11 protein-coding genes are annotated in these 12,626 nt (G+C 65.3%); 7 read left to right on the forward strand and 4 right to left on the reverse strand.

Annotation, left to right across the window (positions count from 1 at the left end):
• Nucleotides 1-135 precede the first annotated feature (135 nt).
• Genes L1080_RS29050 through L1080_RS29070 form a run of 5 tightly spaced genes read left to right on the forward strand, consistent with a single transcriptional unit; the run spans nt 136 to nt 5,926 of the window.
• Nucleotides 136-1,329: an acyl-CoA dehydrogenase family protein gene (locus L1080_RS29050; protein WP_109333985.1), complete on the forward strand. Its 1,194-nt coding sequence runs from the start codon at nt 136-138 to the stop codon at nt 1,327-1,329.
• Nucleotides 1,326-2,153 (forward strand): hypothetical protein, encoded by an 828-nt coding sequence (locus L1080_RS29055; RefSeq protein WP_250767660.1) that lies wholly within the window; start codon nt 1,326-1,328, stop codon nt 2,151-2,153. The genes L1080_RS29050 and L1080_RS29055 overlap by 4 nt, the downstream gene beginning before the upstream one ends.
• On the forward strand, nt 2,150-2,995 hold the full coding sequence (locus L1080_RS29060) for an alpha/beta fold hydrolase (RefSeq protein ID WP_250767662.1): 846 nt from the start codon (nt 2,150-2,152) through the stop codon (nt 2,993-2,995). The genes L1080_RS29055 and L1080_RS29060 overlap by 4 nt, the downstream gene beginning before the upstream one ends.
• Nucleotides 2,992-4,698 carry an AMP-binding protein gene (locus L1080_RS29065; protein WP_250767665.1) on the forward strand — a complete coding sequence of 569 codons (1,707 nt, stop codon included), beginning with the start codon at nt 2,992-2,994 and terminating at the stop codon, nt 4,696-4,698. The genes L1080_RS29060 and L1080_RS29065 overlap by 4 nt, the downstream gene beginning before the upstream one ends.
• The gene (locus L1080_RS29070) at nt 4,691-5,926 is read left to right on the forward strand and encodes an acetyl-CoA C-acetyltransferase (RefSeq protein WP_250767668.1); all 1,236 of its coding nucleotides are present in this window, start codon (nt 4,691-4,693) and stop codon (nt 5,924-5,926) included. The genes L1080_RS29065 and L1080_RS29070 overlap by 8 nt, the downstream gene beginning before the upstream one ends.
• Before the next feature lie 4 nt (nt 5,927-5,930).
• Here the strand turns inward: L1080_RS29070 and L1080_RS29075 are convergent, their stop codons facing one another.
• The 4 genes from L1080_RS29075 to L1080_RS29090 all read right to left on the reverse strand — a co-directional run bounded on the left by L1080_RS29075 (nt 5,931) and on the right by L1080_RS29090 (nt 9,871).
• Entirely contained in the window at nt 5,931-6,713 is a 783-nt protein-coding gene (locus L1080_RS29075) for an alpha/beta fold hydrolase (protein ID WP_250767671.1), read from the reverse strand.
• A 78-nt stretch (nt 6,714-6,791) separates the two neighbouring features.
• Nucleotides 6,792-7,640 carry a catechol 1,2-dioxygenase gene (gene catA, locus L1080_RS29080; RefSeq protein ID WP_159923322.1) on the reverse strand — a complete coding sequence of 283 codons (849 nt, stop codon included), beginning with the start codon at nt 7,638-7,640 and terminating at the stop codon, nt 6,792-6,794.
• A gap of 21 nt (nt 7,641-7,661) precedes the next feature.
• Nucleotides 7,662-9,278 carry a 4-hydroxyphenylacetate 3-hydroxylase family protein gene (locus L1080_RS29085; protein WP_250767674.1) on the reverse strand — a complete coding sequence of 539 codons (1,617 nt, stop codon included), beginning with the start codon at nt 9,276-9,278 and terminating at the stop codon, nt 7,662-7,664.
• A 20-nt stretch (nt 9,279-9,298) separates the two neighbouring features.
• A complete protein-coding gene (locus tag L1080_RS29090) occupies nt 9,299-9,871 on the reverse strand; it encodes a flavin reductase family protein (RefSeq protein ID WP_250767677.1) in 573 nt (190 codons plus the stop codon).
• Nucleotides 9,872-10,111: 240 nt separating this feature from the next.
• Here L1080_RS29090 and L1080_RS29095 point away from each other — a divergent pair, with 240 nt between their 5' ends.
• Together L1080_RS29095 and L1080_RS29100 are read left to right on the forward strand one after the other, a co-directional pair.
• Nucleotides 10,112-11,059, forward strand: coding sequence for an AraC family transcriptional regulator (locus L1080_RS29095; protein WP_250767680.1), 948 nt, complete (start codon nt 10,112-10,114; stop codon nt 11,057-11,059).
• 137 nt (nt 11,060-11,196) lie between these two features.
• Entirely contained in the window at nt 11,197-12,621 is a 1,425-nt protein-coding gene (locus L1080_RS29100; RefSeq protein ID WP_201453398.1) for an HNH endonuclease signature motif containing protein, read from the forward strand.
• Nucleotides 12,622-12,626 lie beyond the last annotated feature (5 nt).

Here is a 12,626-nt window from a genome sequence, read left to right on the forward strand (position 1 = left end):
GCGCTGTCCGAGGTCACCGTTGACGCCGGCGGCGCACCCGTGCTGTACTGGGTGAACAAGCGTTAATGTGATTCGGGTGTGGAACCTGAGTTCCCCCGTCTCGCGCACCGAATCTCGAATGGATGAGGAGTGTCCATGACTCACCGGCCGTCACAGCCGCGAACCGATTCGCCGCGATATCTCACCGAGGACCGACTGGCGATCCGTGACCTGGCACGCGACTTCGCGATGAGCCAGGTGCTGCCCGTCGCCAACGAACTCGATCCGGTCCAGGGGACCATCCCCGACACCCTCAAGAAGGCCATGGCGGACGTCGGGTTCTTCGGCATCATGATCCCCGAGGAGCACGGCGGTCTCGGTCTCGGTGTATTCGAGTACTGCCTTGTGGCCGAGGAACTCTCCCGTGCGTGGATGAGCGTGTCGGGACTTCTGGCGCGTGGTAACGGGATGGGGGGCGGCTTCACGCCCGAGCAGGAAGCCGATCTGCTGCCCAAGGTGGCGCGCGGTGAGTACCTGGGTGCTTACGCGTTGTCCGAGGCGGAGGCCGGTTCCGACGTCGCCAACATCTCGTGCCGCGCGGTCCGGGACGGCGACGACTGGGTGGTGAGCGGCACCAAGATGTGGTGCACCTATGCCGACGAGGCCGACTACCTCGTTCTCTTCGCCCGGACGGACCCGCAGAAGGATCCGGCCAAGCCGCACCGCGGCATCAGCGCGTTTCTCATCGAGAAGGAGCGCGGCGAGTTCCCTCAGGGCATCAGCGGTACCAAGATTCGCAAGATCGGCTATTTCGGCTGGAACACGTGGGAGTTGTCGTTCGACAACTACCGGGTGCCGGCCAGCGCGATGCTGGGTGAGGAAGGCAAGGGGTTCTACCTGGCAGTGAGTGGTCTGGAGGTGGGTCGTGCGCACACTGCTGCGCGGGCCATCGGCCTCGCCCGGGCCGCGCTCGAGGACTCGATCGCCTACCTCCACACCCGTCGTCAGTTCGGTCACGAACTGGCAGATTTTCAGCATCTGCGCTTCAAGGTCGCGACGATGGCGGCCGACATCGAAGCTGCCCGCCAGCTCATGTACTCGGTGGCCACCGATATCGACACCGGACGCAGGTGCTCTCTCGAAGCGTCGATGTGCAAACTCGTCGCGACCGAGATGGCCGAACGCGTCACCAGTGAGGCCGTGCAGATCCATGGGGGCGCGGGTTACACCACCGACTTCCAAGTGGAAAGACATTGGCGCGACGCCCGATTGACGAAGATCTTCGAAGGTACCAGTGAGATTCAAATGCGGATCATCTCGGACGAGTTACTGGGGAGAGTGTCGGAATGAGTGTCCTCACGCAACAGCAGCGCCTGGCTGTCGGCGATCGGGCCGTCAGCGCCGAGCGCCGGGTGTCCGACGTCATTGCCGCGTCGGGCGCTACCTTCCCCGGATCGGGTGCGTCACTCACGGGAGTCGTGGTCGCCGGAGTGCTCGACGCATCGAACCTGGACAGCGCAGCCCGAACGGGTCTGCAATGGAACACCGTGTCGGCGGTAGAGGCCGACGACGTCGTTCGGGCCGAGTCGGTGATTACCCGCGTTCAGCGGACCGAGGACACGGTGGAGGTCGACCGGCATCTGCGGTTGATCGACGAGGACGGAAACGTTCGGGAGCAAGGAATCGAAACCTGGCGGCTGCCTGAGGGGTCTGCCGTCGGAACTGATCCGGCCACGGATTTCTGCACCGTCGCGTGGGCGGAGCTTCTCCGCGAAGCACTCGCCGACGACCGGAACTTCACCTCGTCGTTGGCCACCTGGGACGGGACGATAGGCCTGTGTTGCCTCGACGGTTCAGGGCACAGCCGTGAGGTGCATCTGAGGATCTACCGTGGACGCATCATCGACATCAGTCGGCGAGTTCCCGGGGGTGCGACGTTCACGCTTCGCGCGCCGGCGTCGACATGGGTGGACTTGGTGTTCGGTGAACATCACGACTTCATGCGGCGTGCAATCCGAGGTGAATTCTCCTCAGCGGGAGACGGTTACGAATACCTGCGTCTCACCAAACCACTCGACATCCTCGTCATCCACGCCCGAGCCGCCGCGAATGACCGACGACGCGCGCAGAACGACGCTTCGCCACTCGCCGGGGGAATGGAGGCCCGCTCATGATCGAGGCCCGCTACCTGAACATCGATGGAGCTCTCGGGTTCGTCGAGATCGTCACACCCGACACGTCCACGGACGGCACACCCACGGTGCTGTGCCTGCACACCGCGGGACAGAGCGGGGTGCAATGGCGGCACGTGGCATCGGCACTGTCGAGGAGGGGTTATCGGGTGATCGTGCCCGACCTTCCCGGTCACGGCCGCTCCGAGCCTGCGGTCGGCGGACCCGTCACCGATCTCGTCGTCTATGGGAACTGGCTGTGGAAAGTGCTCGACCTGCTCGGAGTCGAGCGGCCTTATGTCATAGGCTGCTCGATCGGCGGGAAGCTGACTCTCGAGTTGGCGACGCGCCCCGAGCGCCCACTGGCCGGCGCGATCGCGATGGCAGCCGAGGCGGGGCCCGGACGGGTCAACGTCGGCGGACTGCGGCGCGAACTAGAGGATGTCGCCGGTCCGAGTCGCGGTGACCGCACCTACCTCGGCACCTTGGCCTCGGTGGGACACTCCGTGCCCGCGGAGGCAGCCCAGCTGATCGCCACGATGCACAAGCGTGAAGACCCGGAGATTTCGTCGTCGGATCTCATCGCCTGGGGAATGCATGACGTCCGAAACCGTCTGGCCCACACCACGTGCCCGCTCCACGTCGTCGCCGGAGAGCAGGACCCCTGGATCCAGACCGGTGCGGTCGAGAAGCTGGCAGCGCTGATCAATTCGGCGCGACCGGGCTACGCGCGCTACACGATGCTCGACGGAATCGGCCACTACCCCATGGAGGAGGTCGACGACTTCGCGTCGTTGGCGGACCAGTGGCTGACCGAGCTACGTTCGGCGGAGGTGCTCTCGTGACGGCACACGACACGGCCACCCGCCATGACACGCTCGCTTCGCTGCTCGACGAACTGGTGACGGCCGACCCGGATGCCGTCATGACGATCGACGTCGTGGGTGACAGGCGGGTACCCATAAGCCGCGCGGAGTTCGCTGCACGCGCCTCCGGTGTGGCGTCGGAACTGCGACAGGCCGGTATTCGGCGTGGCCAGTGTGTGGCTGTGCTGCTGCCGAACTGGTCGGATGCGGTGCTCTGGCAATGGGCGGCGTCGGCGGTCGGGGCACACGTCATCGGCGTGAACACCCGCTACAACACCCAGGAAATTGCCCACATTCTCACCTCGGCCAGGCCGGCGGTAGTCGCGGTGGCCGCCCGGTTCCACGGACTCGATCTGTACGGACGCCTACGGGATGCGCAGCAGTCCCTCGACATCCCGGCTCCGGTGATCGCCGTCGTGCGAGGGCCGGAAGAGGGCGCGTCCGAGCTCGAGCGCGCCGCGTTCGACCTCGGCAGTGGCGCCTGGAACGTGGGTCGCGGGATCGACGGTTCTGTGCGGGTTCCGCAGACGCCCGACATGGCGACCACGACCGTGACCGGCGCCCACGCGGACGCCGCCGACCCTCTTGCAGTGGCATTTACGACTTCGGGATCCACCGGGGTACCTAAACTGGCCGCACATCGGGAAAGTGCAATCGTTCGCCACGCACGCGCGGACGCCCGCCTTCTCGGCATCGAGCCCGGTGATGTGACCCTGTGTGTGCTACCGGTGTCCGGCGTCTTCGGATTCAGCACCGCGATGGCCACGCTCGCGGGCGGTGGTGCGCTGCTGATGGAACCGGTGTTCGACGCCTCCGCGACCTTGCGTCGTATGCAGTCGGAGAAGGTCACGCACGTCGTGGGCGGCGACGACCTCTTCACCCGTCTGTACGACACCTGGCACGGCGGGGAACGCGCCGACCTGTCCTCGCTGAAGAGGATCGGCATCGCCGATTTCCTCGGCCGATCTCATGAGGTGGCAGCGTGGGTGCGCGAAAAATTCGGTGCCGTCACCACCGGTGTCTTCGGGTCGTCCGAGGTGTTCGCCCTGATGCTGCTCTGGACGGATGAGGACCCGGAGTCGTTGCGGTGGAACGGTGGTGGACGCCCGGTGTCACCGGAGATCGAGGTTCGGATAGCCGACCCTCTCGACGACTCGGTACTGCCGGTCGGTCAGCAGGGTGAACTTCAGGTCCGCGGACCGAACGTCGTCGACGCGTATCTCGGTAATCCGGATGCAGCGGCGCGAGCATTCACAGCGGACGGGTGGTTTCGCAGCGGCGATCTTGCCGTCGCAACGGGCGACGGGGGCTATACGTACGTATGCCGGATGGGTGACGTACTGCGGTTGCGCGGATTTCTGGTGGATCCGGCGGAGATCGAGCACCGGTTGGCCGAACACGAGTCCGTGCACCTGGCGAAGGTCGTCGGGATCACCGGCGCCGGCGGATACACCCAGGCAATCGCCTTCGTCGTCCCCACCGAGGGGGCAGAAACCGGCGCTGCCGAGCTCAAGAATTGGTGCGCAGAGTCGTTGGCGGCGTTCAAGGTTCCGAGCGCCGTGCACATCATCGAACGAATGCCCACCACGGTGGGTGGAAACGGAACCAAGATCCGAGCGGTCGAGCTGCGCGAATGGGCGCAGCAGTGGACCGATGACGAAAGGGATTTCCGCAGTGCCTGAAAACTCGAATGCCCAGGCGAACGATGTCGTCGTCTGTGAGCCCCTGCGTACCCCGGTCGGACGTTATGGTGGGCAGTTCAAGGACGTTCCGGCCGCGGACCTCGGTGCCCGCGTGGTGTCTGAGCTACTGGCCCGCACGAAGATCGAACCGGACGGTGTCGACGACGTCATCTTCGGGCAGTGCTACCCCAACGGGGAAGCACCCGCCATCGGCAGGGTGGTGGCACTGGACGCCGGCCTGCCGGTGACCGTTCCCGGACAGCAACTCGATCGCCGTTGCGGGTCAGGCCTGCAGGCAGTGCTCGATGCAGCGATGCGTGTGCAGACGGGGGTGGCGGAGTTGGTCATCGCCGGCGGCGTGGAGTCGATGAGTCGTGCCGAGTACTACACCGAGTCGATGCGCTGGGGAGCGGGCGGAGCGCCGGCAGCACTCCACGACCGTCTGGCTCGCGGGCGGGTGACCGCGGGCGGCCGGAACTACCCGGTTCCCGGCGGCATGCTCGAGACGGCAGAGAACCTGCGTCGCAAGTACGCCATCAGCCGCAGCGAGCAGGACGAACTTGCGGTGAAATCCCATCAGAGGGCAGTCGCAGCGATCGAGTCGGGGAAGTTCGGCGAGGAGATCGTTCCGGTGGAGGTTCCCCGCCGCAAGGGTGACCCGCAGCGTGTCGATCGGGACGAGCACCCCCGGGCGGACACGACGGTCGAGTCACTCGCCCGGTTGCGCCCGATCATGGGTCACAGCGACCCCGATGCGACCGTCACCGCAGGCAACGCAAGTGGGCAAAACGACGGCGCCGCAGCCTGTCTCGTCACCACGCGTGCCCATGCGGAGCGTCTCGGCCTTCGGCCACTCGCGCGACTGGTCACCTGGGCGGTGGCCGGGGTCGAGCCGTCCGAAATGGGTATCGGACCGGTGCCGTCCACCGAGCGGGCACTGAAGCGTGCGGGGCTGACGCTGGCAGACATCGACCTGATCGAACTGAACGAGGCATTTGCGGCACAGGCGCTGGCCGTCACGCGGGAATGGAATTTCGGTACACAGGATTTCGACCGCACCAACGTCAACGGGTCGGGCATCTCGCTCGGCCATCCCGTCGGTGCGACGGGAGTGCGGATCCTCGCCACCCTGTTGCGCGAGATGGACCGGCGCGGCGCCCGCTACGGACTCGAAACGATGTGCATCGGCGGCGGCCAGGGTTTGACGGCCATCTTCGAGCGGGTGTAGCCACTCAGCTGTCGAGAGTCCGGATCCAGTCGGTGAGCGCCCGCACAACCTGTGCGGGCGCTTCCGGCAGTAGTGCGTGACTGGCGTTCGGGATGACGGACACGGTGACCACTTCGCCCAACTGGTCCCGCAGTTCGTTCGCCGTCTCGCGGGGTCGAAACGGGTCCAGAGCTGCCTGAAGGTCGAGGATCGGCTGATGCGCCACGGCCCACCACTCGTCTTTGGGTGTAGCGGCCGAGGCTGCGAGCTGCCGCCTCGACACGTCCGGGTACCAGCCGGTGAGCCACTCGGCGGGGTCGTTGCCGGGTGCGAAGAACCCGGTCTGCAGATGGCGGAGCCGCTCGGATTCGGGCAGGGACGAGTCGGCGCACTGCACCGCCAGGGTGGTCAACTCGGCAGGATAGTGCCGCGCCCCACCGGCCGCGACCACGACGCCGCGCACCAGCTCGGGCCGGTCGGCGGCCAGCATCCGGGCGACGTAATGCCCGAAGGCATGGCCGACCACCACTGCCGCGCCGTTGTCCTGCGCCTCGATCACTGCTGCCACGTCGGCGGCGAGGTCATGCAAGGTGATGTTGTCGAGCGGTCCTTTGCTCCGGCCGATTCCGCGGGGCTGCGGGCGGGAGACGCGGTACCCGTTCCGCGCCAAACCCTCTGCGACGTCGTCATAGTCGTACGATTCGCGGCCCAGTGAGGGCAGCAGAATTACCGACGGACCGTCACCCTCGACGACGACCTCGATCACCGCGTCGCTCGTGTGCACGAACTCGGTCGTTCTGCCTGTCATCATGCTTCCTGTCCTGTACAGCAATGCCCCGGGTGAGGCGATGCGAATCGTCTCACCCGGGGAAATGGTGGGTGGGTATCAGTCCGTGGCGGGATCGAGCGCGAAGTCGTAGTCGACCACCTTACGTCCCGCATCGTCGATCACTGGATCGAGCAGCAGTTCGGGTTTGGTCGCGGTGGCGACATCGTCGTCGACCCAGTCCCCACCGGCAAAGTACAGCTGCGTGATGATCGGCTGCTTGCCGGGAGAGGTCACCCGTAGGTGGAGGTGCGCCGGACGCCACGGGTGCCACCCGGCAGCCTCGATGAACTGGCCGGTGGGTCCGTCGGTCGGGATCTGGTACGGCGCAGGCTGGATCGTCGTGATCTCGTATCTTCCCTCCGAGTCGGTCACGATGGTTCCGCGCAGATTCCACTCGGGGAGGTGCGGGGCGAACTGGGAGTAATAGCCTTCGTCGTCGGCATGCCACAACTCGATGGTTGCCCCGCTGAGTCCTGCGCCGTCCAGGTCGGTCACCTGACCCCGGAGGACCAGCGCCGGGTGCGCCCGATCTTCGTCACGCATCGGAAGCGTGCACCGGGCCGGGAGCTGTGGGGCTCCGGGAACGTAGTACGGACCCTCGATGCTTCCTTTGGTGCCCTTGAAGTTCCGCGAGTTCACCTCTTCGATGTCGTGCTCGACGAACACGTCGAGAAGTAGCGGCCACTCACCGCCCTCGCCCACATCGATGAGCCACTGCTTGAGGACGCGGTACTCCGAATAGGTGACGGCATGCTTCTTGATCAGCGCGCTCAATCCGGCGAGCGCCTCGGTAGCGATGGCGGACAGACGCTCCGGCGAGGTATCGGCCGTGAATCTGGCGCCCTTGAATTTGTCCGTCGCGGCGTTGCCGGAGCCGACCGCGGTGGGGCTTTCGGTGGTGGTCATATTCACTCCTGGTCTGAGGGGCTAGCTGCGGCCGAAGTAGGACACGTCGTCGTTGCCGATCAGGTCCGGCACTGTCCAGCCGTCGAGGTCGTACTCGGCCAGGCACTGCTCGGCCAGACCCTTCATGGAGCTGACGGTTCCCCGGTTCTCCGCGAACATGAGCAGTTCCGCCTTGACGCCCTCGTGGTTGCCGGCATAGTTGCGTTCGTACAGTTCGTGGCGGCCACCGAACTCGCTGCCGATCGAATCCCACAGCGCCTTCATGATTTTCACGCGGTCGACCGCGGTCATGCCCTCCGACCCGCGGACGTACTTGTCGAGGTACGGCCGCACGTCGGGACTCTTGAAGTCGGCGGCCGACGACGGCAGGTAGATGAGCCCGGATGCCACATCCTGCTCGATGATCTCCTTGATGCGGGGGTAACCCTGCTGCATGAACATGCGGTAGGTGAGCCCGTACTCGAGCTTGGGGATGACCGTGTCGCCCACCCACGGCTCCGGGTCGCGGACCATCGATTCGGTGAGGGACCAGAACAGGTTGCGCCAGCCGATCACTTCACCCACGCGGGTCTGCACGCCTCTGAAGCCGCCCGCTCCGGTGGCGTCGAGCGCCTTCATCAGAAGTCCGGCGATGAAGTCGAGCTTCACGGCGAGTCGCGTGCACCCCTGCAGGGTGAAGCGGGGCAGGAAGCCCGACTGCGGGAAGAAAGCGTTGATCTTCTCCACGTCGCCGTACATGAAAACGTTCTCCCACGGCACGAGGACCTTGTCGAAGACGAAGATCGTGTCGTTCTCGTCCATCCGGCTCGACAGGGGGTAGTCGAACGGACTTCCCATCACCGCCGCCTGTTGCGTGTAGGACGTGCGGCAAATCAGCTTCACGCCCGGGGCGTCCATCGGCACCGTGCAGATGAGCGCGAATTCCTTCTTCTTGATCGGCAGGCCGTAGTGGGCGATGAAGTTGTAGTTGGTGATAGCCGAACCCGTGGCCACGACCTTGGCGCCGGAGACGACGATGCCCGCGTCGGTTTCCTTCTCCACCTTCATGAACACGTCACCGACCTCGTCCGGCGGCAGCTGCCGGTCGACCGGCGGGTTGATGATCGCGTGGTTCCAATACAGGACCTTCTCCTGCGACTCCTTGTACCAGCGTTCGGCGTTGTCCTCGAACGGTGAGTACAGCTCCTTGTTCGCGTGCAGGGTTCCGAGGAAGGAGGCCTTGTAGTCGGGGGACCGGCCCATCCAGCCGTACGTCATCCGTGCCCACGTGGCGATCGCGTCGCGGTCCTTCAGCAGGTCGTCCGAAGTCTTCGACGCCCGGAAGAACGGCATGGTGACGCCGCCGTTTCCGGTGTCGGTGGGTGTCGTCAACGTGTCGACGTGCTCGCCGGTATGCATCGCGTCGTAAAGTCGCGCAGTCATGCGGATCGGGTTGCGGAACGCGGGGTGAGTGGTCACGTCCTTGACGCGATCCCCGTGCAACCAGATCTCTCGGTCATCACGCAACGATTCGATGTATTCGTCGCCGGTCATCGGCCGCGACGCGAAGTTCTTCGTGCGGTTGGCCTCGCTGTCGGCAGCCACGTTGACCTTGGTGCGGTCGACGGCGGTCTCGGGGGCGGATTCGATGGTGGTCATGGTGTTCCCTTCGATCAGAATTACGAGGCAGCCTGGGCGAGTTGCAGGTGGAGCGGAGTGAACGAGGCGGCGGCGTCGAACCATCCGCTGTGGGGGTCGTCGAGGCAGCCGTTCCACGCCGTGGTGCCCGAAGTGGTGCCCAGGTCGTGGAAAGTGCTGCGGTAGAACAGCAGCGGGTCTTTGGTCGAGTCGACGGACGCGTCGACGATCTCACCGATGAAGATGATGTGGTCGCCGCCGTCATAGGAGGCCCAGGGCGAGCAGATCAGCGTTGCTGCGTTGCCCGACAGTGTGGGAGCGATACCCGAGGAGTCCCACACCGGTTCCGTCCGTTGCGGCTTCCCGGCGAAGTGCATGGCCGTGTCGAGTTGATCGGCGGCGAGGATGTTCACCGCGAACGGTGCGTCGGTCAAGTAGCCGCAGGCCTTCGACTTCCGGGTCAGCGTCACCTGGCACAGCCGAGGCTCGATCGAGATGGCGGTGAAGGCCGTGACAGTGGCTCCGTGCGGAGTGCCGTCTGCGTTGGTGCACGTGATCACGGTGACGCCGCTGGCGAACTGGCCGAAGATGTTACGCAGAGTGCGTTGATCCATTTCGAGACCGCCTTTCTGCACGATTCGTGCGAACGCCCCTGCATTTCCAGGGCATGCACACAACATATGACGGCCGTCACAGCCCGTCGATCCGCATTGCGAAGGCGCGATCCGGATCGCGAAAGAGAGTTGCCGGGGTCGGCGCCCACACCCTTGTAGTGACGGACGTCACAGGCGATGCTAAGGTCGGGAATTGCCCGTGCGCGGCCGTAGCGCGAGGTGAGAGGTCTGGAAGCAGGCATGCGAGATCAGCTGGTGGGTTCGGGGTTCACGGACTGGGACGAAGTCCACGAAGTGGTGGCCGACGCGTACTTCCCTCACGACCTGCGGCCGCTTTCCCGGGACGACGCGGCAAGGTCATCGCTCGAGTCCACCGAACTCGGCCCCTCACGGCTCGCACGAATAGGGTTCGGCGCGGCCGTGTCGATCGAATCCGACCACCCGGGCGCATACGGCATCAACATCCCGCTGGCCGGCCACATCGTGTCCGTCACCGGTGCCAGGGAAGTGACCTCGACGCCAGGATTCGCGACCATCTGCCCACCGGACACCCGCACCGTGATCACCGACTGGAGTAGCTCCTGCGAGATCATCGGTTTCAAGGTGGAGCGCGACTATTTGCAGCGGGAGATGGATCGCGTACTCGCAAGGCCGGGCCGGCAGTTGCCGCGGCAACTCGATCTGCGGTCCGGTGCGGGCGCCGAATGGCTGGGATTCGTCCGATCCGTCGCCGACCAGGCGTTGCACAACAGCATCCTCCTGCAGAGCGAGCAGGTGTCGCGGCAGCTCTGCGGTGCACTCACCACCGCGCTGGTGCTTGCCGCGATGCCGGATGACGACGCGGGCGCGTCCGGTATCCGGCCGCGCATCGTCAAACGGGTGGTCGACGCGATCCAACAAGACCCCGCCCGCCCCTGGACCGCGGGCGAGATGGCCGAACTCGTCGACGTCAGCGTCCGTCGCATGCAGCAGGGATTCCGCGAATACGTGGGCATGACGCCGATGGAATATCTCAGCGACGTCCGGCTCGAGCGCGTCCACGCAGATCTTTGTGCAAGCAGCTCTCCTGCAACGGTTTCCGACATCGCTTCGCGCTGGGGCGTCATGCACACCGGCAGATTCGCGGCCGCCTACCGGCGCAAGTACGGGGTGACGCCGTCCGACACCCTGCGGGGCGGGGAGTCCTGAGGGTTACGTGGTTCAGCCTGCTCATCGTGATTGATTGGCGGAACGTGTCGGACCCCTGGGGTAGTGTTGCACTCATCAGTTCGACTGGGGGGTCGGTGATTAGCACAGTGTTCGATAGCTCAGTGTTGAATAGTCCGGTGGCAGAGCAGCTGTCAACGTTGTCCGCGTCTATCGACGTGCTCCTCGAAAGCGATTTGACGGCACTGCGCGACTCCGACGTGCTCGAGGCCATGCGGCGATTGGAGCGGTCGCTGCGCCGCGCCGACGCGGTGTCGCATCGGTTGGTCGTCGAGAGTGTCGAACGCTCGATACCGGCCGAGCTCGGATACAACTCGCCGAACAAGTTACTCGTCGATGTTCTCCGTGTGTCTGCGGTGGACGCATCCGCCCGCGTCACGGCAGCGCGGAACCTCGGCGTGTGGCATACATTGTCCGGTGATTCAATCGACCCAGCACTGCCGGAAACCGCTGCAGCGCAACGTGAGGGGGACATCGGTCCCGGACATGCGCGCGCAGTGGCCAAGGTGATGCGGAAGATCCCGCACGCTGTCGGCAACGACGGCGTCTCCCACGCCGAATCGATCCTGGCCCAGCTGGCGCGAACCGGGACACCCGAGGACGTCGAGCAGGCCGGGCACCGGATCCTCGCGTACCTCAACCCAGACGGAAACCTCGGTGACGACCGTGACCGCAAGCGCAGACGCGGCATCTCGCTCGCGCGGCAGGATTCCGAACTGATGTCGAGAATTTCCGGTGAACTCGATCCCACGGCGCGGGCGTTGCTCGACCCGATCCTCGCCAAATGGGCCCGTCCCGGAATGAACAACCCCGACGATCCGGAATCACCGACGGGTGACAGCGAAGACCCCACACTCGATCGCACAGCACTCGCAGCGGCGGCGGCGCGCGACACCCGCTCCGCGGCCCAACGTAACCATGACGCGTTCAGTGCCATATTCCGGGCACTGCTCGAAACGGGGGTACTCGGCAGACATCGTGGCCTGCCCGTCACCGCGATCATCACGATGACGCTGGATCAACTCGAAAAGGCCGCAGGCGGTCTCGCGACGACAGCGAGCGGTGGCCTCCTACCCCTCGAGGACGCATTGAAGCTCGCCGAGCATGCTCATCCAGTTCTCGTACTGTTCGACCATTCCGGTCGTCCTCTGCGCCTCGGCAGACGTCGCCGGCTCGCCAATGCCGATCAGCGGCTTGCACTGATCGCTGCCGACGGTGGATGCACCCGCCCGGGATGCGCCGCGCCGGCCAGTCTGTGCGCGGTCCACCACGTCACCGACTGGCAGAAAGGCGGCGGGACCGACATCGACAACCTCACCCTCGCATGCGATGCGTGCCACGCACAGGTCAACGATGGCTCAGCCGGCTGGAACACCACGACAACCCGGCCTGATTCAGAATTCCCGGGCAGGACTGAATGGATCCCACCACCGCAGATCGATCCCACACGAGCTCCGCGAATCAATCACCGGCACCACCCCGGTGAGTTGATCGAGCATGCGCGAGGCCGGAGTCTTCACCGAACGGAGCGAGGTGCAGGATGATGCAG

The sequence above is a fragment of the Rhodococcus sp. MSC1_016 genome (assembly GCF_023667485.2).
GTDB lineage: Bacteria > Actinomycetota > Actinomycetes > Mycobacteriales > Mycobacteriaceae > Rhodococcus_F > Rhodococcus_F oxybenzonivorans.